General features: G+C 63.7%; 32 protein-coding genes and 1 pseudogene. All 33 read right to left on the bottom strand.

Annotation, left to right across the window (positions count from 1 at the left end; translation table 11 throughout):
• Nucleotides 1–386 precede the first annotated feature (386 nt).
• Nucleotides 387–749 (bottom strand): annotated as a pseudogene (locus tag HUS23_10105) (RHS domain-containing protein).
• Between the two features lie 74 nt (nt 750–823).
• A complete protein-coding gene (locus HUS23_10100; GenBank protein QKT05036.1) occupies nt 824–2749 on the bottom strand; it encodes an RHS repeat protein in 1926 nt (641 codons plus the stop codon).
• Nucleotides 2674–3885, bottom strand: a complete 1212-nt coding sequence (locus tag HUS23_10095; GenBank protein ID QKT04139.1) for a hypothetical protein — start codon at nt 3883–3885, stop codon at nt 2674–2676. The genes HUS23_10100 and HUS23_10095 overlap by 76 nt, the downstream gene beginning before the upstream one ends.
• A gap of 48 nt (nt 3886–3933) precedes the next feature.
• Nucleotides 3934–4194, bottom strand: coding sequence for a hypothetical protein (locus HUS23_10090; GenBank protein ID QKT04138.1), 261 nt, complete (start codon nt 4192–4194; stop codon nt 3934–3936).
• A gap of 224 nt (nt 4195–4418) precedes the next feature.
• Nucleotides 4419–4817: a 50S ribosomal protein L17 gene (gene rplQ, locus HUS23_10085; GenBank protein QKT04137.1), complete on the bottom strand. Its 399-nt coding sequence runs from the start codon at nt 4815–4817 to the stop codon at nt 4419–4421.
• Nucleotides 4818–4852: 35 nt separating this feature from the next.
• Nucleotides 4853–5854, bottom strand: a complete 1002-nt coding sequence (gene rpoA / locus HUS23_10080; GenBank protein ID QKT04136.1) for a DNA-directed RNA polymerase subunit alpha — start codon at nt 5852–5854, stop codon at nt 4853–4855.
• Between the two features lie 63 nt (nt 5855–5917).
• Nucleotides 5918–6544, bottom strand: a complete 627-nt coding sequence (rpsD, locus tag HUS23_10075; protein ID QKT04135.1) for a 30S ribosomal protein S4 — start codon at nt 6542–6544, stop codon at nt 5918–5920.
• Nucleotides 6545–6559: 15 nt separating this feature from the next.
• Nucleotides 6560–6949 (bottom strand): 30S ribosomal protein S11, encoded by a 390-nt coding sequence (rpsK, locus tag HUS23_10070; protein ID QKT04134.1) that lies wholly within the window; start codon nt 6947–6949, stop codon nt 6560–6562.
• A gap of 15 nt (nt 6950–6964) precedes the next feature.
• Nucleotides 6965–7321 (bottom strand): 30S ribosomal protein S13, encoded by a 357-nt coding sequence (rpsM, locus tag HUS23_10065; protein ID QKT04133.1) that lies wholly within the window; start codon nt 7319–7321, stop codon nt 6965–6967.
• Between the two features lie 109 nt (nt 7322–7430).
• Nucleotides 7431–7544 (bottom strand): 50S ribosomal protein L36, encoded by a 114-nt coding sequence (gene rpmJ / locus HUS23_10060; protein QKT04132.1) that lies wholly within the window; start codon nt 7542–7544, stop codon nt 7431–7433.
• 41 nt (nt 7545–7585) lie between these two features.
• Nucleotides 7586–8893, bottom strand: a complete 1308-nt coding sequence (secY, locus tag HUS23_10055) for a preprotein translocase subunit SecY (protein ID QKT05035.1) — start codon at nt 8891–8893, stop codon at nt 7586–7588.
• Between the two features lie 33 nt (nt 8894–8926).
• On the bottom strand, nt 8927–9361 hold the full coding sequence (rplO, locus tag HUS23_10050; protein ID QKT04131.1) for a 50S ribosomal protein L15: 435 nt from the start codon (nt 9359–9361) through the stop codon (nt 8927–8929).
• Complete coding sequence (rpmD, locus tag HUS23_10045; GenBank protein QKT04130.1) at nt 9351–9548, bottom strand: 50S ribosomal protein L30; 198 nt, start codon at nt 9546–9548, stop codon at nt 9351–9353. The genes rplO and rpmD overlap by 11 nt, the downstream gene beginning before the upstream one ends.
• 3 nt (nt 9549–9551) lie before the next feature.
• A complete protein-coding gene (gene rpsE / locus HUS23_10040) occupies nt 9552–10061 on the bottom strand; it encodes a 30S ribosomal protein S5 (protein QKT04129.1) in 510 nt (169 codons plus the stop codon).
• Nucleotides 10062–10071: 10 nt separating this feature from the next.
• On the bottom strand, nt 10072–10425 hold the full coding sequence (rplR, locus tag HUS23_10035; protein QKT04128.1) for a 50S ribosomal protein L18: 354 nt from the start codon (nt 10423–10425) through the stop codon (nt 10072–10074).
• Between the two features lie 11 nt (nt 10426–10436).
• On the bottom strand, nt 10437–10970 hold the full coding sequence (gene rplF / locus HUS23_10030) for a 50S ribosomal protein L6 (GenBank protein ID QKT04127.1): 534 nt from the start codon (nt 10968–10970) through the stop codon (nt 10437–10439).
• A gap of 13 nt (nt 10971–10983) precedes the next feature.
• Nucleotides 10984–11379 carry a 30S ribosomal protein S8 gene (rpsH, locus tag HUS23_10025; GenBank protein QKT04126.1) on the bottom strand — a complete coding sequence of 132 codons (396 nt, stop codon included), beginning with the start codon at nt 11377–11379 and terminating at the stop codon, nt 10984–10986.
• 36 nt (nt 11380–11415) lie between these two features.
• Nucleotides 11416–11721, bottom strand: coding sequence for a 30S ribosomal protein S14 (rpsN, locus tag HUS23_10020; GenBank protein QKT04125.1), 306 nt, complete (start codon nt 11719–11721; stop codon nt 11416–11418).
• Between the two features lie 11 nt (nt 11722–11732).
• The gene (rplE, locus tag HUS23_10015) at nt 11733–12272 is read right to left on the bottom strand and encodes a 50S ribosomal protein L5 (GenBank protein QKT04124.1); all 540 of its coding nucleotides are present in this window, start codon (nt 12270–12272) and stop codon (nt 11733–11735) included.
• 13 nt (nt 12273–12285) lie between these two features.
• A complete protein-coding gene (gene rplX / locus HUS23_10010; GenBank protein ID QKT04123.1) occupies nt 12286–12603 on the bottom strand; it encodes a 50S ribosomal protein L24 in 318 nt (105 codons plus the stop codon).
• A 12-nt stretch (nt 12604–12615) separates the two neighbouring features.
• On the bottom strand, nt 12616–12984 hold the full coding sequence (gene rplN / locus HUS23_10005; GenBank protein QKT04122.1) for a 50S ribosomal protein L14: 369 nt from the start codon (nt 12982–12984) through the stop codon (nt 12616–12618).
• Between the two features lie 200 nt (nt 12985–13184).
• The gene (gene rpsQ / locus HUS23_10000; GenBank protein ID QKT04121.1) at nt 13185–13451 is read right to left on the bottom strand and encodes a 30S ribosomal protein S17; all 267 of its coding nucleotides are present in this window, start codon (nt 13449–13451) and stop codon (nt 13185–13187) included.
• Nucleotides 13448–13651 (bottom strand): 50S ribosomal protein L29, encoded by a 204-nt coding sequence (rpmC, locus tag HUS23_09995; GenBank protein ID QKT04120.1) that lies wholly within the window; start codon nt 13649–13651, stop codon nt 13448–13450. Before rpmC ends, rpsQ begins: the two co-directional genes overlap by 4 nt.
• Nucleotides 13651–14064, bottom strand: coding sequence for a 50S ribosomal protein L16 (rplP, locus tag HUS23_09990; GenBank protein QKT04119.1), 414 nt, complete (start codon nt 14062–14064; stop codon nt 13651–13653). Before rplP ends, rpmC begins: the two co-directional genes overlap by 1 nt.
• Before the next feature lie 15 nt (nt 14065–14079).
• Nucleotides 14080–14754, bottom strand: a complete 675-nt coding sequence (gene rpsC / locus HUS23_09985; GenBank protein ID QKT04118.1) for a 30S ribosomal protein S3 — start codon at nt 14752–14754, stop codon at nt 14080–14082.
• Between the two features lie 10 nt (nt 14755–14764).
• Nucleotides 14765–15097 carry a 50S ribosomal protein L22 gene (gene rplV, locus HUS23_09980; protein ID QKT04117.1) on the bottom strand — a complete coding sequence of 111 codons (333 nt, stop codon included), beginning with the start codon at nt 15095–15097 and terminating at the stop codon, nt 14765–14767.
• A gap of 12 nt (nt 15098–15109) precedes the next feature.
• On the bottom strand, nt 15110–15382 hold the full coding sequence (gene rpsS / locus HUS23_09975; GenBank protein ID QKT04116.1) for a 30S ribosomal protein S19: 273 nt from the start codon (nt 15380–15382) through the stop codon (nt 15110–15112).
• A 17-nt stretch (nt 15383–15399) separates the two neighbouring features.
• Nucleotides 15400–16227, bottom strand: coding sequence for a 50S ribosomal protein L2 (gene rplB, locus HUS23_09970; protein QKT04115.1), 828 nt, complete (start codon nt 16225–16227; stop codon nt 15400–15402).
• 14 nt (nt 16228–16241) lie between these two features.
• Nucleotides 16242–16538, bottom strand: coding sequence for a 50S ribosomal protein L23 (gene rplW / locus HUS23_09965; GenBank protein QKT04114.1), 297 nt, complete (start codon nt 16536–16538; stop codon nt 16242–16244).
• Nucleotides 16535–17152, bottom strand: a complete 618-nt coding sequence (gene rplD / locus HUS23_09960) for a 50S ribosomal protein L4 (GenBank protein QKT04113.1) — start codon at nt 17150–17152, stop codon at nt 16535–16537. Before rplD ends, rplW begins: the two co-directional genes overlap by 4 nt.
• Before the next feature lie 12 nt (nt 17153–17164).
• A complete protein-coding gene (gene rplC / locus HUS23_09955) occupies nt 17165–17809 on the bottom strand; it encodes a 50S ribosomal protein L3 (protein ID QKT04112.1) in 645 nt (214 codons plus the stop codon).
• Between the two features lie 93 nt (nt 17810–17902).
• A complete protein-coding gene (gene rpsJ, locus HUS23_09950; protein ID QKT04111.1) occupies nt 17903–18214 on the bottom strand; it encodes a 30S ribosomal protein S10 in 312 nt (103 codons plus the stop codon).
• Nucleotides 18215–18220: 6 nt separating this feature from the next.
• Entirely contained in the window at nt 18221–19411 is a 1191-nt protein-coding gene (tuf, locus tag HUS23_09945; protein ID QKT04110.1) for an elongation factor Tu, read from the bottom strand.
• Nucleotides 19412–19413: the final 2 nt, after the last annotated feature.

Genomic DNA, 19413 nt, shown 5'->3' with positions numbered 1-19413 from the left:
CAACGTCCGTCTTTTGAGCCAGTGAGATACTCGCCCCGCCTTAGGGGAAGTGCGTTACCTTTCGTATCGACAGCGATAACATCAGGCTTATCAATCGTCCTTCCGCTAGGCTTTCTGAACCCACCTGTAGCAGCGGCCTGAGCCGATCCCTTCCCTGCCCCAGCGACTGCGGTCGATCCAGCGCCGTGGCTGACCGTCCGCGCAGCCTGCACGCCCTGCTCAACGGCCCGGGCCGCCTTGATCGCCTGGCCCGTTCCCGGCACCGGGCTCGCCACGCCGACGATGCTGAAGGCGACGTCGGCGGCCGCCTCGGCTATGCCCTGGCCGGTGTAGACCGCCACACCCAGCTTACCCAGATCATAGACAAGAAACACCACGTCGATGGGGCTGTGGCCGTCCGGGTCGACGAACTTGTAGGGGTTGTTGTTCGCGTAGGCGTAGCGGTTGAAGCTGTGGACGTTGCCCAGTTCCACGCCCTTGGGATCCACACCCATGAAGCGCCCCAGCACCGGGTCGTAGTAGCGCGCGCCCATGTAGCTGAGGCCGGTGCTCGCCTCCAGGGGCTTGCCGGCGAACCACAGGGCGTTACTCGCCGTAGCGGCCGGTTGTTTGGCGATGCGCTCGCCGTAGGGTCGGTAGCTCTCCTTCCACACCACATTCCCGGAGGCGTCGGTGGCCGCCAGCGGGGTGCCCGCGATGTCGTTGTGGAAGTAGGTGATGGTGTTGGCGAGCACCCAGTTGGGCACCATCAAGGTCAGCAGGAGGAGCAGGAGAGCCGCGCTCAGGACGCTGTTTTGGTGTTTGTTCTTCATAGCGCCCCCGCTCAGTTGGACACGCGCTGGGCGATGCGCTTGCCGCCCAGGTAGATGTACTCCACGAGCTTGTTCTGCTGGCTCGGCGTGAACTCGATCAGCGTGAGCCCCTGGGCGTTGTGCACCTCGTAGGTCTTGGTGCTGCCGCGCACCGCCATCACCCGCTGCGACAAGCCGTCGTAGAAGTACTCGACGCGGTTGGTCGCGCTGCCGCAGTTGACGCAGCGCAGGTTGGGCACCCCGTCATAGGTGTAGGTGTTGCCGCCGCCGCTGATGACGTTGCCATAGGCGTCGTAGCCATAGGTGGCCGAGCGGGCGCCCGACACCCCGCTCAAGCGATTCTGGGCGTTGTAGCTGTACTGCAGACTCCACGCGCCGAACACCTGGCTGGTCACGTTGCCGGTTCCGGTGTAGGCGATGCCGCCGGTTCCCCAGGGGCCGTTTGCCACGGTGAGACGGTTCAGCGCGTCATAGCCAAGGGTACGGTTGTAGCTGGCGTCGACGCTGTCGCTGACCGAGGTCAGGTTCCCCGCCCCGTCGTAGGTGTAGGTGCTGTTGATGTAAGGCGTCGCAAGCGCCCCGCGATGGATGCTGAAGGAGCTTGGCCACAAGCGGCTGTTCTGGTTGTAGGTGGAGCTGGTGCCGTTGGCGTAGTTGATCTGCCGGATTTGCCCGGATGGCCAGTAGGTGATGCTGTTGACGTAGCCGGACACCATGGTCGGCCGCCCCAGGGCGTTGGGCGCGTAGCTCACCACTTGCCCAGACCTGGGGTAGGTGATCGAACTGAGTTGGTCGTTGGCGTTGTAGGTGTACCCTGCCGTGAGGACGAGACCGTCGACCGACAGCGACTCGCTAATCAGGTTGTCGTTCGGGTCGTAGCCGTAGGTGCGTGTCGCGGCAGACGAGGTGATCGTACGCAGCTTGTGAGTACGGCTGTAGGCGTAGGTCACCGAAGGCGTGGCACCGGGGTATGTAACCGACGTGAGCCGATTCTGCCCGTCGTAGCTGTAGGTCGTGGTGCCCGACGCACCCACGCTGCGAGAAGTCATGTTCCCCGCGGCGTCGCGGCCGTAGGTTGTCGCACCCGTCTCGGGATGTGTCTCGGAGGTAAGATAGTAGTTAGCGTTATACCCGAAACTGCGCGAGGTACCGCCTTGCGACACGGACGTAACCAAGTCGCGAACATTTCGCGTTAGATTGAGACTGGCCGCCGTGTCCGGCGTGGTCACACGCACAACGAACTGTGTATCTGGATCGCCGTATGCTCGAAAAGCGTAGGTGGTGGTATGCCCGCGCTCGTTGCGCTCTGCGACGGTCCCCGCGCCATACGTGTAAGCCTTGAAGGTCGAGTCCGGGTAGGTGATACGCGTAGTCCGGTCGAGCAAATCATACTGGTAGCTGATACCGATCGTCGCACCAGGATTCGACTCGAAGGTCCGCCTCCCTAACGCGTCATGCGAATAAGTGCGAGCGATGCCGCCCAGCGTGACGCTTGTGGTTCGACCGAGCCCGTCATAGGCCGTGGTTTCCGTGAGTGCCCCGCGGGTTACTGTCCGGCTCGCGGCACCGTAGGATGCGGTGACGGGGTTACCGCTGGGATAATTGACCTGCACGATGCGGTTTAGGCCGTCGTACACGAAGCTTGTGGTACGACCCTCGCCGTTGGTTTCAGATCTGACGTTTCCCGCATCGCTGACGAGCCGGCTGACTATGATTCCGGCCGGCTGCGCTTCGTACTGCGGAATACCGCGTCTGTAGTTGCTGTACGTGTGAACCAGCCCGCGTGGGAAGGTCGCGGAAGCGACGTTTCCCTGCGCATCGTAGGTGTAACTTGTACGGACACCGTCACGCGTTATCGAGGTCAGGTTGCCGCGCGTGTCGAAAGTGCGTGTGGTGCTGCCACCGGCGTCGGTCTCGTTCTGGACACGCTTGACGATCCAGAGACTCGTGTTGACATAGTACGTCCGGCTTGTGGTCCGGCTCCCCCCATCGGACCCGCTTCAGAAATCGTGCGAGGATTTCCGTAGGCGTCGAAATCGCTATAGGTCGTTCGGTACGTCGCGCCATTACGGCCAATCACCTTTTCCGCAAGCAAAGGCGCATTTGTCTCGTTCGGGTCTGTCTTGGACCAAAAGACTCCCGGGCGCGAGTACGTTTCAGACGAAAGTCGCTGCTTCGCCCACCTATACGTTTCCGTTTGGAGGTTTGCGTACTGCTTCGACATCAGCAGGCCGACCATCCAAGTCGAACCGTAGCTCACGGCATGGGGACCTACATGCCGGTAGACAATCTGGCCGGCTGGGGTATTCACCGTGGTCGTATCCAGCGCGCCGTTGGTGCCGGGCGCGTACTGGAAGGTCCACGTACCGCCGGTGCTTGCAACCTTGCGACTGACGGCCGCTGTCCGCGAGGCGGAATTGGCCGGATCAAAGAACACGTGAGCATACTCGTAACTAATGGAGCCGCCCTGCGGATAGGTCACTCGGCTGATTGAGAACTTCCCCGGAACCGTCGTGTACAGCGCTGTGTTGTAGGCGTACCCCCAACTGGTGCCATCTGGGCGCCTCACGCCGGTAAGCAAGAATACGCCGGTAACACCGCTTAGGGCCGTGTAGCTATACTCATACACCTGCCCGCCACTGGCGCTGATCCGGGTGATGCGGCGCGTCGTCAGCCCGCTATCCGCGTAGGTGAAGCTGATGGACCGGCCGTCACTAGTCGTGACACTCTGGATTTGTGGACTGGAGTTCGAGAGGTAATTGACCGTGGCGGTGTTGCCGTTGGGATCAGTGATCTTCCGTGTATACCAAGCTGGAACGAAGGTGGTTTCCCCTAGGTTGACGAGTTGCGTCATCTCGTAGCGCATTCCATCGGGCGAATAGGCAATGACGCCACCACTGTTGGGCAGGCAGTCCACACGCCAGCGCTGCGCGGAAACCATCAGTGGCGTAGTGGCACCGGTGTAGGTCAGAAGTTGGCGACTTCCATCTGGAAGCTCCAAGACCGGGTTGTCCGTGGTCTTGCCGTGGTCCTGGTTTACGCAGAAGTCCTGATTTGATGCGCGACCGTCCACCCGTAACCCGCCAGCCCTCCCTGCGTACGAGAAGACTGCGGATTATTCTCATCCACGCTCGCGCTGTTGTACGACCGCAGCACGATCGAACCCGCCGTTGCCCGGCAAATGCACATCGACGTAGTGGAATTGCAGCGCCCCGGTGAAGGGGTCAATGTGCTCGTGAAAATGCTGGTTAACGAAGTCCCGGTTAGGATACAAGCCGGGCTCCCGGTAGAAATCCGGGATTGGGTTGCTGGCAGCTACAGGAAGCGCACAACAAAAGGCGAGTGCCGCACCGAGTGCGGCCCGCGTCGTGCTACGGAGCATGGCAGAACTCCCTCTTGTTCTGTTGTTAGGAGTACCACATGAGGCCTGTCGCGCTGGCATGCAGCGCGTGGGCGAACGCTACGCCTAATACTCGCGCGGTGTCAACATACAAGCGAACAACTCCGCTGCATGCGTCAAAACGACGGAGCCGCTTCGCAACACGCGGCCAAAAGAAAACCGGGCGCGAGGCCCGGTTTCTCGATCTGCCTGGGAGCTGCGGCTGCCTATTCGGCGGCCGCCTCCTCGCTCGCGCCCTCTTCGGCCAACGGGCGGTCGACGAGTTCGACCAGTGCCATGGGGGCGTTGTCCCCAGGACGGAACCCGCACTTGAGGATGCGCAGATACCCGCCGGGACGGGCCTGGTAGCGCGGGCCGAGCTCATTGAACAGCTTGGTCACCACGGCGCGATCGCGCAGCCGGTCGAACGCCAGGCGCCGGTGCGACACGCTGTCATCCTTCGCCAGGGTGATCAGCGGCTCGGCGACGCGACGCAGTTCCTTGGCCTTGGGCAGCGTGGTGCGAATCACTTCATGATGGAACAGCGATGCCGTCATGTTCTTGAACATGGCCTTGCGGTGGCTGCTGTTCCGACTCAACTGACGGCCGGCGTTACGATGGCGCATGATGATACGTCCTCAGGTTCTCGCGAGGCGTCCGCTCAGGCGGAGGCCTGTTCGTTATCGACGTCCAGATTCGGCGGCGGCCAGTTCTCCAGGCGCATGCCCAGCGACAGCCCGCGCGAGGCCAGCACGTCCTTGATCTCGGTCAACGACTTCTTGCCCAGGTTCGGCGTCTTCAGCAACTCGACCTCGGTACGCTGCACCAGATCACCGATATAAAAAATGTGCTCGGCCTTCAGACAGTTCGCCGAACGCACCGTCAGCTCAAGATCGTCGACCGGACGGGTCAGCACCGGATCCACGGCGGGTTCGCTGGTGGCCGGCTTGGCCTCCTGCTTGCCCTGCAGGTCGACAAACGCACTGAGCTGATCCTGCAAAATCGTCGCGGCGCGGCGGATGGCCTGCTCCGGATCGATCGTGCCGTTGGTCTCCAGGTCGATGATCAGCTTGTCCAGGTCGGTGCGCTGTTCGACACGCGCGCTCTCGACAATGTAGGCCACGCGACGCACCGGGCTGAAGCTCGCGTCGAGCTGCAGGCGGCCGATCGATGTATTCTCCTCTTCACTGATGCGCTGGCTGGCAGGCTCGTAGCCTAGGCCGCGCGTCACCTTGAGGGACATCTTCAGCTCGCCGGACTTGGTCAGGTGAGCGATCACGTGCTCAGGGTTCACCACCTCGACATCATGGTCCAGCGTGATGTCACCGGCCGTCACCGGGCCGAGGCCCTTCTTGGACAGCCGCAACACCGCCTCGTCGCGGTTGTGCATACGGATCGCGATGCCCTTGAGATTCAGCAGAACCTCGAGCACGTCCTCCTGCACACCCTCCATCGCGGTGTACTCGTGCAGCACGCCTTCGATCTCCGCCTCGACCACGGCGGCACCGGACATAGAAGAGAGCAGGATACGGCGCAGCGCGTTACCCAGCGTGTGCCCGAATCCCCGCTCGAGCGGCTCGAGCGTCACGCGTGCATGGGTTTCGCTCAGGCGTTGCACGCCCACGAGCCGCGGCTTCAAAAAGTCGGAAACTGAGCCCTGCATGTAAAACCCTCTATCTGATCCCTAGACGCGCGCTGCGCCAGCACAGCCTGGTGGCGGCGCCGGTTACTTCGAGTACAACTCGACGACCAGGTGCTCGTTGATCTCGGCCGGGAGTTCGCTGCGCTCCGGACGGGTCTTGTAGACACCGGTCTTCTTGTCCGCGTCGACGTCGATCCAGGCCACAGTACCGCGCTGCTGCGCGAGATCCAGCGCCGCCTTGATGCGCAGCTGGTTACCGGCCTTCTCGGTCATCGCCAGGGTATCGCCCGGCTTCACCTGATACGACGGAATGTTCATTTTCCGGCCGTTGACGGTGATGCCGTTGTGGCGCACCAGCTGGCGCGCCTCGGAACGCGAAGCGGCGAAGCCCATACGGTACACGACGTTGTCGAGCCGGGACTCGAGCAGCTGCAGCAGGTTCTCACCCGTCGAGCCACGCAGGCGGTCGGCATTCTCGTAGTAGCTACGGAACTGCTTCTCCAGCACGCCATAGATGCGGCGCAGCTTCTGCTTCTCGCGCAACTGCGTCGCGTAGTCGGACAGGCGCGTGCGCCGCTGGCCGTGTTGGCCAGGCGGGAACGGCCGCACCTCGACCGGGCACTTGCTGCTATAGCACTTTTCGCCCTTCAGGAAGAGCTTCTCGCCCTCCCGACGGCAAAGGCGGCACTTGGAACCGATGTACTTAGCCAAAGCGAGCCTCCTGGCCTAAACGCGACGCTTCTTGGGCGGCCTGCACCCGTTATGGGGGATCGGCGTCACGTCGGTGATGTTGGTGATCTTGAAACCGAGGTTATTCAGTGCGCGCACCGCAGATTCGCGCCCAGGGCCGGGACCCTTGATGAGCACCTCGACGTTCTTCACGCCGTATTCCTGCGCCACGCTACCCGCCTTCTCGGCGGCGACCTGGGCCGCGAACGGGGTGCTCTTGCGCGATCCGCGGAAGCCGGAGCCGCCGGAGGTCGCCCAGCACAGCGTGTTGCCCTGCCGATCGGTGATGGTGATGATCGTGTTGTTGAAGCTCGCGTGTACGTGCGCGACGCCGTCAACCACGTTCTTTTTGACGCGCTTGCGCGTCCGAGTTGCTGCCTTAGCCATGCTGAACCCGCTCGGTTACTTACGGATGGCGCGCCGCGGTCCCTTACGGGTGCGGGCGTTGGTGCGCGTGCGCTGACCGCGCACGGGCAGACCGCGCCGATGACGCAAGCCGCGGTAGCAGCCCAGGTCCATCAAACGCTTGATATTCATGGCAACCTCGCGCCGCAGATCGCCTTCGATCTGGAACTTGGCCACCTCGCTGCGCAGGGATTCGACCTCCGCCTCGGTCAGATTCTTGACCTTGGCGTCGGGCTGCACGCCCGCGGCGGTGCAGATTTCCTGCGCGCGGGTGCGCCCGATCCCGTAGATCGAGGTCAGCGCGATCACCGTGTGCTTCTGCACCGGAATGTTTATGCCTGCAATACGGGCCATCTAGGCACTCCCTCAACAAAACCCGCGGCCTGAGCCGCCATGCCCTGCGAAAACAGCCAATTCTATCGCTCGCAGGGCTACCTTGCAAGAGCCGCGACGCGGCGCCCGGTCAACCCTGGCGCTGCTTGTGGCGGGCGTCCTTGCAAATCACCCGCACGACGCCGTGGCGGCGGATCACCTTGCAGTTGCGGCACAGCCGCTTCACCGACGCGCGAACCTTCATTCTTCCAGTCTCCGTTGTTCACAATCAGCGGCGCGCAGCGGCTACCGCATGAAGCCCGAGGGGCCCTGCCCCTTGAGGTTGGCCTTCTTGAGCAGGCCCTCGTACTGGTGCGACATCAAATGCGCCTGCACCTGGGCCATGAAATCCATCGTCACGATCACGATGATCAGCAACGAAGTGCCACCGAAATAGAACGGTACGTTCCAGTAGACGATCAAGAACTCGGGCAACAGCGCCACCGCCGTGATGTACAGCGCGCCGACGAGCGTGAGCCGCGTCAGTATGGTGTCGATGTAGCTAGCCGTCTGCTGCCCCGGACGGATACCGGGGATGAACGCGCCCGACCGCTTCAAGTTGTCCGCCGTCTCCTTCGGGTTGAACATCAACGCCGTATAGAAGAAGCAGAAGAATATGATCGCCACCGCGTACAACAGCACGTACAGCGGCTGCCCGGGCGACAGCGTCGCCGACAGATCCTGCAGCCAGCCCATGCCCTCGCCGGTGCCGAACCATCCGCCCAGCGTCGCCGGGAACAGGATGATACTCGAGGCGAAGATCGGCGGAATCACGCCGGCCATGTTCACCTTGAGCGGCAAATGGCTGCTCTGCGCCGCGTACATCTTGCGTCCTTGCTGGCGCTTGGCGTAGTTCACCGTGATGCGCCGCTGCCCGCGCTCCATGAACACCACGAAGCCCGTGACGGCAAGTGCCATGATGAACAGCAGCAGAATGAACGCCGGCCCGAGTTCGCCGGTGCGGCCGAGCTCCAGGGTGCCACCGATGGCCGAGGGAAGCCCCGCCACGATGCCCGCAAAGATGATGATCGAGATACCGTTGCCGATACCGCGCTCGGTCACCTGCTCGCCCAACCACATCAGGAACATGGTGCCCGTCACCAGGGTTACGACCGTGGTGAAGTTGAACCACATCCCCGGCACCGTCACCAGTCCAGGCTGCTGCTGCAGCGCGATCGACACACCCAGCGCCTGAAAGGTCGCCAACACCAACGTGCCGTAGCGCGTCAGCTGTGTGATCTTGCGTCGCCCTGCGGCGCCTTCCTTACTGAGCTGCTCGAGGCGCGGATGCACCTTGGTGAGCAGCTGCATGATAATCGCCGCCGAGATGTACGGCATGATGCCGATGGCGAAGATCGACAGCCGCTCCAGCGCGCCGCCCGAGAACATGTTGAACATGTCCAGGATGGTGCCGCGCTGCTGCTCGAACAGGAACGCGAGCTGCTGCGGATCGATGCCCGGGACCGGCACATGCGCACCGATGCGGAACACCAGAATGGCACCCAGCACAAACAACAGGCGCTGCTTGAGCTCGGTCAGCTTGCCGGCGCCCATGGCGCCGGCGATGGCCGATCTAGGTGTTGCCACTTAGTCCTCGATCTTTCCGCCGGCCGCTTCGATCGCCGCGCGCGCACCCTTGGTGACGCCCAGCCCGCGCACGGTCACCGCTCGCGTGATCTCGCCCGAAGCAATGATCTTCGCGCGCTTGATGTTGCCGGTGATCACGTTGGCCGCCTTCAGCGCCAGCAGATCGATCTGACCTTCCGCCACCTTCTCCAGCTCGTGCAACCGGACCTCGGCGACGTCGCGCGCCGTCCGCGAACGGAACCCGATCTTCGGCAGTCGGCGCTGCAGCGGCATCTGGCCGCCTTCGAAGCCGACCTTGTGGAAACCGCCCGAACGCGACTTCTGGCCCTTGTGGCCGCGACCACCGGTCTTACCGAGGCCGGAGCCGATCCCGCGCCCGACCCGCTTCGGGGCCTGCTTGGCGCCTGGTGCGGGCTTCAGGGTGTTAAGACGCATTGTTGTCCTCCACCTTCAGCATATACGCGACGCGATTGATCATGCCGCGGTTCTCGGGGGTGTCCTGTACCTCGACGGTGTGGTGCATACGGCGCAGGCCCAGCCCGCGCACGCAGGCGCGATGCGCCGCCAGCCGGCCGGCCATGCTACGCACCAGGGTCACCTTCAGCGTGCCGTTGGTCGCCATGATTTACTCCACAATCTCTTTGACCGACTTACCGCGCTTGGCGGCGACTTCCTGCGGCGAGGTCATGTTGGTGAGCCCCTCCATGGTCGCGCGCACCACGTTGATCGGGTTGTTGCTACCAATGCACTTGGCGAGCACGTCCTGCACGCCCAGCACCTCGAATACCGCGCGCATCGGGCCGCCGGCAATGATGCCGGTACCCTCGGAGGCAGGCTGCATGAACACCTTCGCCGCGCCGTGGCGGCCGTTCAGCGGGTACTGCAGCGTGGCGCCGTTAAGGTTGATCTTGCGCATGTTCTTGCGCGCATCTTCCATCGCCTTCTGGATCGCCACCGGCACTTCGCGCGCCTTACCGCGCCCCATCCCTACGCGGCCCTGGCCATCGCCAACCACGGTCAGCGCGGTAAAACCGAACTGCCGACCGCCCTTGACCACCTTGGCCACACGATTGATGGCGACCAGCTTCTCGAGCAGGCCATCACCGTTCGCCGTCTTGTCGAATGCTGCTGCCATGTGTGGCTCCTTAGAACTGCAGACCGTGCTCGCGCGCGGCATCCGCCAGCGCCTGCACACGGCCGTGATAGCGGAAACCCGAGCGATCGAACGCAACTTGACTGACGCCGGCAGCCGTAGCCGCTTCGGCGATGGCCCGACCGACGCGCGCGGCGGCTTCGCGGTTGCCCGTGCTCTTCACGTCGCCGCGGATACCCGTCTGTACCGTCGAGGCAGCCGCCACGACCTTCTCGCCATCGGGGGCGATAACCTGCGCGTAAATGTGCCGCGGGGTGCGATGCACGCACAGGCGGTACATACCGAGCTCGCGGATCTTGGCCCGCGCCCGGCGCGCACGACGCAAACGAGTCGTCTTCTTGTCCATGTTCGCCACCCCTACTTCTTCTTGGCTTCTTTGCGGACGACTTCCTCATCCGCATAGCGCACGCCCTTGCCCTTATACGGTTCCGGCGGCCGGTAGGCGCGAATCTCCGCGGCCACTTGCCCGACCTTCTGCCGGTCCGAACCCTTTACCACGATCTCGGTCTGGCTGGGGGTCTCGATGGAGATACCCTCCGGCACCGGATAGGCCACCGGATGCGAGAACCCCAGGGTCAGGTTCAGCACCTTGCCCTGCGCCTGCGCGCGATAGCCGACGCCGACCAGCTGAAGCTTCTTCTCGAAGCCCTCGGTCACGCCCTTGATCATGTTGTTCAGCAATGCGCGCGTGGTGCCGACCAACGCCACCGCGTTGGCGTGCCCTTCGCGGGGCACGAGCCGCAGCTGCGCATCTTCGCGCTGCACTTCGACGGCGCGGTGCACTTCGTGCGCCATGCTGCCCTTGCTACCCTTTACCGTCACGGCCTGGCCATCCACTCCGACGTCGACGCCGTTAGGGATGATGACCGGGTACTTCAATACTCTGGCCATTTGCTTACCCGCCTTAGGCTACGAAGCACAGCACTTCGCCGCCGTGCCCTGCCGTACGCGCCGCCCGGTCGCTCATCAGACCGGCCGACGTGGAAACAATCGCCACACCCAGGCCACCGTCGACCTTAGGCAGCGCGTCTTTGCCCTTGTATACGCGCAAACCCGGACGGCTCACGCGCTCGATGCGGGCGATGACCGGCTTGCCCTGGTAGTACTTCAGGGTGACAGTCAGCTGCGGCTTGCCATCGATATCCTGGACGGCGAAATCGTGAATGTAGCCTTCGTCCTTCAGCACATTCGCGATCGCCTTCTTCAGCTTGGAAGAGGGCATACGCACCTCCGCCTTGCCGGCAGACAACCCGTTACGGATACGGGTCAACATGTCTGCGATCGGATCAGTCATGCTCATTGCAGGTGGTTCCTTTCAGTTCGAATACTGCCAGCGCTACCAGCTGGCTTTGTGCAGACCCGGCACGTCGCCGCGCATCGCTGCCTCGCGCAGTTTGTTGCGCGCCAGACCGAACTTGCGGTAGAAGCCGTGCGGCCGACCGGTGATACGGCAGCGATTGCGCATGCGCGTCGGACTGGCGTCGCGTGGCAGCTTCTGGAACTGCACCTGCAGCTCCGCGCGCTCCTCATCGCTGGTCGCGGGGTCCTTCAGCTTGGCCTTGAGCATGGCGCGTTTGGCGGCGAACTTCTCGACGCAACGCTGGCGCTTATGCTCGCGGTTGATCATGGAAAGCTTTGCCATAAGGGCCCCCTTTAGTTCCGGAACGGGAAGCTGAACGCCGCCAGCAAGGCGCGCCCCTCTTCATCCGTCTTGGCAGTCGTGCTGAGCGTGATATCCATACCGCGGAGCGCGTCGATCTTGTCGTACTCGACTTCCGGGAAGATGATCTGCTCGCGTACGCCCATGCTGTAGTTGCCGCGCCCGTCGAACGAACGCGGGTTCAGCCCGCGGAAGTCGCGAATGCGCGGGATCGCGATGCTGACGAGACGATCGAGAAAATCGTACATCCGCTCGCGACGCAGCGTGACCTTGCAGCCGATGGGCCAGCCGTCGCGAATCTTGAACCCGGCGATCGAGTTCCGCGCCTTGGTCACGATGGGCTTCTGGCCGACGATGCGCGTGAGGTCACTCACGGCGTGCTCCAGCACCTTCTTGTCGGCCACGGCTTCGCCCACGCCCATGTTCACCGTAATCTTGGTGATCCGGGGGACTTCCATTACCGACTTGTAACCGAACTGGTCCATCAGCTTCTTGACGACCGTGTTCCGGTAGTGTTCTTGCAGTCTCGACATGGCCATACCGCCCTTACACGTCCACAACTTCCTGGTTGGACTTGTAGACGCGCACTTTGCGTCCGTCCTCCAGGATCTTGAAGCCCACGCGGTCGGCCTTGCCGGCCACCGGGTTGTACAGGGCCACATTGGAGATGTGAATCGGCATCTCCTTTTCGATGATCCCGCCGCCGACGCCCGCCTGCGGGTTCGGCTTTTGATGCTTCTTCGCGACGTTGATGTTCTCCACCACCACGCGGTCGTTGACCAGGACCTTCAGCACGGTGCCGCGCTTGCCCTTGTCCTTACCGGCGATGGCGATAATCTCGTCGCCTCTCTTGATCTTGCGCATGACGTCCTCCGCCTACAGCACTTCAGGCGCGAGCGAGATGATCTTCATGAAGCGCTCGCTGCGCAGCTCGCGGGTCACGGGCCCGAAGATACGGGTACCGACCGGCTGGAGCTGGTTGTTGAGCAGCACCGCGGCATTCTTGTCGAAGCGGATCAGCGAACCGTCCGGGCGGCGCACACCCTTGCGGGTACGCACCACGACGGCGTTCACCACGTCGCCCTTCTTGACCTTGCCGCGCGGCGCGGCCTCCTTGACGCTCACCTTGATGATGTCCCCGATCCCGGCATAGCGGCGGTGTGAGCCCCCGAGGACCTTGATACACATCACCCGGCGCGCCCCGCTGTTGTCGGCGACGTCGAGCGTCGACTGCATCTGAATCATTGCTTGATCTCCCAGCTCACCCGGACCCGCCTCGGCGCGCCGCCCGTATCCGGGTCGCGGTGCAAAGACGGACGATCATATCATCAAACCATCACGCGGCACAGCCCCAAATCGGCAGCTGCGCCGCGTTGAACATCTCTCCGACCCTGCGCGGGTCGGCGTGCTGGTCCGCGGCGCAAGTGCGGCCTCGGACCAGGCCGTTACTCGGCGACCGACCGCTCCAACACCTCGACCAGACGCCAGGTCTTCGTGCGGCTCAGCGGGCGACACTGCTCGATTGCCACCAGGTCCCCTTCACCGCATTCGTTGCGCTCGTCGTGCGCGTGGAGCTTGGTCGAGCGACGGACGTACTTACCGTAGATCGGATGCGGGACCCGGCGCTCGACCAGCACGGTCACCGTCTTGTCCGCCTTGTTGCTGATGACCCGTCCGGTCACCGTGCGCTTCGGTGTGGCCTGCTCGCTCATGCCTTGTTACCCGCCTTCGCCATCTCGTTGAGCACCGTCTTGATGCGCGCGATCGCGCGCCGCGCGACCTTCACCTGCGCCGGCTTCGCCAGCTGCCCGGTGCCCTGCTGCATCCGCAGATTGAACTGCTCGCGGCGCAGGTTCAGCAGCTCCTCGCGCAGCTCGTCCACAGTCTTGTTTCTCGCTTCGCTCGCCTTCATCACATCACCTGCCGCGTCACGAAGGCGGTCAGTACGGGAAGCTTGGCTGCAGCCAGGCGAAACGCCTCGCGCGCCACTTCCTCGGACACCCCTTCCATTTCATAAAGGACTCGGCCCGGCTGGATCTGCGCGACCCAATATTCGACCGAACCCTTGCCCTTACCCATACGCACTTCAAGCGGCTTCTTCGAGATCGGCTTGTCGGGGAACACGCGGATCCACACCTTTCCGCCACGCTTGATGTGACGGGTCATGGTGCGACGCGCGGCCTCGATCTGCCGCGCCGTCAAGCGACCACGCGTAGTCGCCTTCAGACCGAACTCACCGAAGCTCACCTTGTTGCCCGCCTGCGCCAAGCCGCGGTTGCGGCCCTTCATCTGCTTGCGGAATTTCGTTCGTTTTGGCTGCAGCATGGTCCTCTGCTCCCGTTAACCGGCCGCGGCGCGCTCGGCGCCGGCGCCGGGGCCTTCGCTCAGGTCGAGAATCTCGCCCTTGAAGATCCACACCTTCACGCCAATCACGCCATAGGTCGTACGTGCCTCGGCAAAGCCGTAATCGACATCTGCCCGCAGGGTGTGCAGAGGCACGCGCCCCTCACGCACCCACTCGGTGCGGGCGATCTCGGCGCCGTTCAGACGACCGGAAACCTGGATCTTGATACCCTTGGCGCCAAGACGCATGGAATTGCCCAGCGCGCGCTTCATGGCGCGGCGGAACATGATGCGCTTCACCAACTGCTGAGCCACGCTTTCGGCCACCAACTGTGCGTCGAGTTCCGGCTTGCGGATCTCTTCGATGTTGATGTGTACCGGCACGCCCATCTTCTCGGAGACCTCTTTGCGCAGGCGCTCGATGTCCTCGCCCTTCTTGCCGATCACCAAGCCGGGACGCGCCGTGTGGATCGTGATCCGGGCGTTACGCGCCGGGCGCTCGATCTGAATGCGACTCACCGAGGCTTGCGCAAGGCGCTTCTTCAGGAAATCGCGCACCGCGAGATCGGTGTTCAGATTGTCCGCGTAGGCGCCGCCGTCGGCATACCACTTGGAGGTCCAGTCTTTGACGATCCCGAGGCGAATACCCGTGGGGTGTACTTTATGACCCATAATCGACTCCTTACTTGTCCGCCACGGTGACCGTGATGTGGCTGGTCCGCTTCAGGATGCGGTTCGCACGGCCCTTGGCGCGCGCCTCGATACGCTTAAAGACCGGGCCCTCGTCGACCCAGATCTTCGCGACGCGCAGCTCATCGACATCCATGCCTTCGTTGTGCTCGGCATTGGCAATGGCGGACTCGAGTACCTTCTTCACGATGCCGGCGGCTTTCTTAGGGCTGAAGCCCAGCGTCTGCAGCGCACGCTCGACCGGCAACCCGCGAATCTGGTCCGCAACCAGGCGCCCCTTCTGGGGCGAGACGCGCGCGTGGCGCAGCTTGGCGGAAACTTCCATCGAACCGTCCTCTTACTTGCCCTTGCGGTCGGCCGCGTGGCCCTTGAACGTGCGCGTCGGCGCGAACTCGCCCAGCTTGTGACCGACCATATTCTCGGTCACCATCACCGGCACGTGCTGCCGTCCGTTATGCACCGCGATCGTGAGCCCGATCATCTCGGGCAGCACCATGGAACGCCGCGACCAGGTCTTGATCGGGCGTTTGCTGTTCGTCGCGACCGCCTCGTCGACTTTCTTGGCCAGGTGCAGGTCGACAAACGGCCCCTTCTTGACTGAGCGTGGCATCCTCGCTGTCCTCTCGATTACTTCTTGTGGCGTCGGCGCACGATCATCGAATCGGTGCGCTTGTTACGCCGCGTCTTGTAGCCCTTGGTGGGCGTACCCCATGGGCTCACCGGGTGACGACCACCCGAAGTGCGCCCCTCACCACCGCCGTGCGGATGGTCGACGGGGTTCATCACTACGCCGCGTACCGTCGGGCGCTTGCCGCGCCAACGCGCGGCACCGGCCTTGCCCAGGGAACGCAGGCTGTGTTCGCTATTACTCGCCTGACCGATAGTCGCCCTGCAGTCAGCGTGCACCCGGCGCATCTCGCCCGAGCGCAGGCGCAGCGTGGCGTAGTCGCCCTCACGCGCCACCAGCTGAACGGCGGTACCGGCGCTGCGCGCGAGCTGGGCGCCCTTGCCCTGCTTGAGTTCCACGCAGTGCACCGTGCTACCGACCGGAATATTGCGCAACCGCAGGCAGTTACCCGGCTTGATCGGCGAATCGGGACCAGACATCAACTCCGCGCCGACCGCGACATCCTTCGGCGCGATGATGTAGCGCCGCTCGCCGTCGGCGTAAAGCACGAGGGCGATGTGCGCGCTGCGGTTCGGGTCGTACTCCAGGCGCTCAACACGGCCGGCAATGCCGTCCTTGTCGCGCTTGAAGTCGATGACGCGGTAGTGCTGCTTGTGCCCGCCACCGTGGTGGCGCGTCGTGATACGCCCCTGATTGTTACGGCCACCCTTGCGGCTCTTACGCTCCAGCAACGGCGCATAGGGCTCGCCCCGGTGCAACTCGGGGTTCACCACCTTGACGACGAAGCGGCGCCCGGCGGAGGTCGGCTTGGTCTTGACTACAGGCATCGCGATATCCTTCTTTACTCGGCGCCCAGGAAGTCGATCTCGCTACCCGGCTGCAGGGTCACGTAGGCCTTCTTCCAATGGTTACGCCGTCCGAGGCGGCCCGCGAAGCGTTTGACCTTACCCTTGTGGTTGGTCACACGCACGGCGTCCACCTTCACATTGAACATCTTCTCCACCGCCGCCTTGATCTCCGGCTTGGTGGCGTCCGTCACGACCTTGAACACGACCTGGTTGTGCGCGTCGGCGACGTTGGTGCTTTTCTCCGACACGTGCGGCGCGAGCAGGACGTTCATCAGGCGTTCGTCGTTCATGCCAACATCTCCTGCAGCTGTTTGGCCGCATCGACCGTCATCACCACGCGCTCGTGGCGCACCAGGCTGACCGGGTCCAGCGCCTGCACGCCGCATACCTCGACGCCGGGCAGGTTGCGCGCGGCGAGGTACAGATTCTCGTCGAGATCCTGCACCACGATCAGGCCGCGCTCGAAACCGAGCCCCTTCAGCTTCTCCATCAGGCCCTTGGTCTTCGGGGCGTCCAGAGTCAGGCCATCGAGCACCGTGAGACGCTCCTGGCGCAGCAGTTCGGACAGGATCGACTGCAGGGCGCCGCGGTACATCTTGCGGTTCACCTTCTGCGAGTGATCCTGCGGCACGGCCGCGAAGGTCTTGCCGCCGCCCCGCCACAGCGGGCTGCGGATCGTACCGGCGCGCGCGCGGCCAGTACCCTTCTGGCGCCACGGCTTCGCACCGCCACCGCGCACCTGCGAGCGCGTCTTTTGCGCGCGCGTACCCTGACGCGCGCCGGCGAGATACGCCGTCACGACCTGATGGACCAGCGGCTCGTTAAAGTCGCGCCCGAAGGTGGCGTCGGCCAGCTCCACATTCTGTGCGGCGCCGCCGCTCACCGAGCTAACATTCACTTGCATCGTTGTACCCCTTTACCCGCGCGCCTTGACGGCGGGGCGCACCATGACGTTCCCGCCACGCGCGCCCGGCACGGCGCCCTTGATGAGCAGCAGATTGCGCTCAACATCCACACCCACAACCTCGAGGTTCTGAGTGGTGCGGCGCGCGTTACCCATGTGCCCGGACATGCGCTTACCCTTGAACACCCGGCCCGGCGTCTGGTTCTGACCGATGGAACCCGGCGCGCGATGGGACAGCGAGTTACCGTGCGTCGCGTCCTGGGTGGCGAAGTTGTGGCGCTTCACCGTACCGGCGAAACCCTTACCGATGGTGGTCCCGGTCACGTCGACCTTCTGGCCGACGCTGAAGATATCCACCTTGATCTCACCGCCGGCCTCCAGGCCCTCGCCCTCGCCGTCGCCGAGACGAAACTCGCGCAGACCGCGGCCCGCTTCGGTGCCCGCCTTCGCGAAATGACCCGCCGCCGGCTTGCGCACGCGGGAGGCACGCCGCTGCCCGAAGGTCACCTGCACGGCACGATACCCATCGCCCGCCTCGTCCTTGACCTGGGTGATGCGGTTGGGCGTCACCTCGATCACCGTCACGGGCACGGATGCGCCATCTTCATTGAAGACGCGCGTCATGCCAGCCTTCCGTCCGACTACACCGATGCTCATTGCCTGATCCCCTGTCTCACACCCGGCCTTGTGCCCGGTGTCACAACGGCCGGGGGCGCGTCACGCGCGCCCCCGGCCGCCAGCCTCGTACCTTCAGTTCACCTTGATCTGCACGTCCACACCGGCCGCCAGATCAAGCTTCATCAGCGCGTCCACGGTCTTGTCCGTGGGGTCGACGATGTCCATCAGCCGTTTGTGGGTACGGATCTCATACTGATCCCGCGCGTCCTTGTTGACGTGCGGCGACACCAGAATCGTGTACCGCTCCATCTTGGTCGGCAGCGGGATCGGCCCACGAACCTGAGCGCCGGTGCGCTTGGCCGTGTCCACGATCTCGCGCGCCGACTGATCGATCAGACGATGATCGAAGGACTTGAGCCGAATGCGAATACGCTGATTGGTCATGATTGCTTACTCGATGATCTTGGCGACCACGCCGGCGCCAACCGTGCGGCCACCTTCGCGGATCGCAAAACGCAGACCTTCTTCCATCGCGATCGGCGCAATCAGCGACACCACCATCTTCACGTTGTCGCCCGGCATCACCATCTCCACGCCCTCGGGCAACTCCACCGAACCCGTCACGTCCGTCGTGCGGAAGTAGAACTGCGGACGGTAGCCCTTGAAGAACGGCGTGTGACGACCACCTTCTTCCTTCGACAGCACGTACACCTCGGACTCGAACTTGGTGTGCGGCGTGATCGAACCCGGCTTGCACAGCACCTGGCCGCGCTCCACGTCGTCGCGCTTGGTGCCACGCAGCAGCACGCCCACGTTGTCGCCCGCCTGACCCTGATCGAGCAGCTTGCGGAACATCTCCACGCCCGTGACGATCGACTTCTGCGTGTCGCGGATACCCACGATCTCCACTTCGTCGCCCACCTTCACGATGCCGCGCTCGATACGACCCGTCACCACCGTGCCGCGACCCGAGATCGAGAACACGTCCTCGACCGGCATCAGGAACGCACCGTCAATCGCGCGCTCGGGCTCGGGAATGTAGCTGTCCATCGCCTCGACCAGCTTGTGGATCGAGGGCACGCCGATGTCCGAGGTGTCGCCTTCCAGCGCCTTGAGCGCCGAACCGGTCACCACCGGGGTGTCGTCGCCCGGGAAGTCGTAGCTCGACAGCAGCTCGCGCACTTCCATCTCCACCAGCTCCAACAGCTCGGCGTCGTCCACCATGTCGGCCTTGTTCAGGTACACGACGATGTAGGGCACGCCGACCTGGCGGGCCAGCAGAATGTGCTCGCGCGTCTGGGGCATCGGGCCGTCGGCGGCCGAACACACCAGGATCGCACCGTCCATCTGCGCCGCGCCGGTGATCATGTTCTTCACGTAGTCGGCGTGACCCGGGCAGTCCACGTGCGCGTAGTGGCGCGCGTCGGATTCGTACTCCACGTGGGCCGTGGCGATCGTGATGCCGCGCGCGCGCTCTTCCGGCGCACTATCGATCTGATCGTAACCCTTCGACTCGCCGCCAAACTTCTCGGCCATCACCTTCGTCAGCGCCGCCGTCAGCGTGGTCTTACCATGGTCAACGTGACCAATCGTCCCCACGTTCACGTGCGGCTTTTTACGTTCAAACTTTTCCTTCGACACGG

It is taken from the genome of Ectothiorhodospiraceae bacterium 2226 (assembly GCA_013348725.1).
Classification (GTDB): Bacteria; Pseudomonadota; Gammaproteobacteria.
Note: the sequence above shows the minus strand (reverse complement) of the source record. Positions and strands in the feature narration are given on the sequence as shown.

What these genes read in the sequence shown, in the direction of transcription:
- rpsH (QKT04126.1), bottom strand. Translation starts at nt 11,379, where the DNA reads ATGAGCATGACTGATCCGATCGCAGACATGTTGACCCGTATCCGTAAC.
- rplC (QKT04112.1), bottom strand. Translation starts at nt 17,809, where the DNA reads ATGAGCATCGGTGTAGTCGGACGGAAGGCTGGCATGACGCGCGTCTTC.
- rpsM (QKT04133.1), bottom strand. Translation starts at nt 7,321, where the DNA reads ATGGCCCGTATTGCAGGCATAAACATTCCGGTGCAGAAGCACACGGTG.
- rplB (QKT04115.1), bottom strand. Translation starts at nt 16,227, where the DNA reads ATGCCTGTAGTCAAGACCAAGCCGACCTCCGCCGGGCGCCGCTTCGTC.
- rpmC (QKT04120.1), bottom strand. Translation starts at nt 13,651, where the DNA reads ATGAAGGCGAGCGAAGCGAGAAACAAGACTGTGGACGAGCTGCGCGAG.
- rplD (QKT04113.1), bottom strand. Translation starts at nt 17,152, where the DNA reads ATGCAAGTGAATGTTAGCTCGGTGAGCGGCGGCGCCGCACAGAATGTG.
- HUS23_10090 (QKT04138.1), bottom strand. Translation starts at nt 4,194, where the DNA reads ATGCTCCGTAGCACGACGCGGGCCGCACTCGGTGCGGCACTCGCCTTT.
- rpsS (QKT04116.1), bottom strand. Translation starts at nt 15,382, where the DNA reads ATGCCACGCTCAGTCAAGAAGGGGCCGTTTGTCGACCTGCACCTGGCC.
- rplR (QKT04128.1), bottom strand. Translation starts at nt 10,425, where the DNA reads ATGGACAAGAAGACGACTCGTTTGCGTCGTGCGCGCCGGGCGCGGGCC.
- rpsK (QKT04134.1), bottom strand. Translation starts at nt 6,949, where the DNA reads ATGGCTAAGGCAGCAACTCGGACGCGCAAGCGCGTCAAAAAGAACGTG.
- secY (QKT05035.1), bottom strand. Translation starts at nt 8,893, where the DNA reads ATGGGCGCCGGCAAGCTGACCGAGCTCAAGCAGCGCCTGTTGTTTGTG.
- rplW (QKT04114.1), bottom strand. Translation starts at nt 16,538, where the DNA reads ATGAACGACGAACGCCTGATGAACGTCCTGCTCGCGCCGCACGTGTCG.
- rpmJ (QKT04132.1), bottom strand. Translation starts at nt 7,544, where the DNA reads ATGAAGGTTCGCGCGTCGGTGAAGCGGCTGTGCCGCAACTGCAAGGTG.
- rpsJ (QKT04111.1), bottom strand. Translation starts at nt 18,214, where the DNA reads ATGACCAATCAGCGTATTCGCATTCGGCTCAAGTCCTTCGATCATCGT.
- rplF (QKT04127.1), bottom strand. Translation starts at nt 10,970, where the DNA reads ATGGCCAGAGTATTGAAGTACCCGGTCATCATCCCTAACGGCGTCGAC.
- rpsQ (QKT04121.1), bottom strand. Translation starts at nt 13,451, where the DNA reads ATGAGCGAGCAGGCCACACCGAAGCGCACGGTGACCGGACGGGTCATC.
- rplX (QKT04123.1), bottom strand. Translation starts at nt 12,603, where the DNA reads ATGCGCAAGATCAAGAGAGGCGACGAGATTATCGCCATCGCCGGTAAG.
- rplQ (QKT04137.1), bottom strand. Translation starts at nt 4,817, where the DNA reads ATGCGCCATCGTAACGCCGGCCGTCAGTTGAGTCGGAACAGCAGCCAC.
- rpsE (QKT04129.1), bottom strand. Translation starts at nt 10,061, where the DNA reads ATGGCAGCAGCATTCGACAAGACGGCGAACGGTGATGGCCTGCTCGAG.
- rplV (QKT04117.1), bottom strand. Translation starts at nt 15,097, where the DNA reads ATGGAAGTTTCCGCCAAGCTGCGCCACGCGCGCGTCTCGCCCCAGAAG.
- rplE (QKT04124.1), bottom strand. Translation starts at nt 12,272, where the DNA reads ATGTCGAGACTGCAAGAACACTACCGGAACACGGTCGTCAAGAAGCTG.
- rpsC (QKT04118.1), bottom strand. Translation starts at nt 14,754, where the DNA reads ATGGGTCATAAAGTACACCCCACGGGTATTCGCCTCGGGATCGTCAAA.
- rpmD (QKT04130.1), bottom strand. Translation starts at nt 9,548, where the DNA reads ATGGCGACCAACGGCACGCTGAAGGTGACCCTGGTGCGTAGCATGGCC.
- rpoA (QKT04136.1), bottom strand. Translation starts at nt 5,854, where the DNA reads ATGCAGGGCTCAGTTTCCGACTTTTTGAAGCCGCGGCTCGTGGGCGTG.
- rplO (QKT04131.1), bottom strand. Translation starts at nt 9,361, where the DNA reads ATGCGTCTTAACACCCTGAAGCCCGCACCAGGCGCCAAGCAGGCCCCG.
- rplN (QKT04122.1), bottom strand. Translation starts at nt 12,984, where the DNA reads ATGATTCAGATGCAGTCGACGCTCGACGTCGCCGACAACAGCGGGGCG.
- rplP (QKT04119.1), bottom strand. Translation starts at nt 14,064, where the DNA reads ATGCTGCAGCCAAAACGAACGAAATTCCGCAAGCAGATGAAGGGCCGC.
- rpsN (QKT04125.1), bottom strand. Translation starts at nt 11,721, where the DNA reads ATGGCAAAGCTTTCCATGATCAACCGCGAGCATAAGCGCCAGCGTTGC.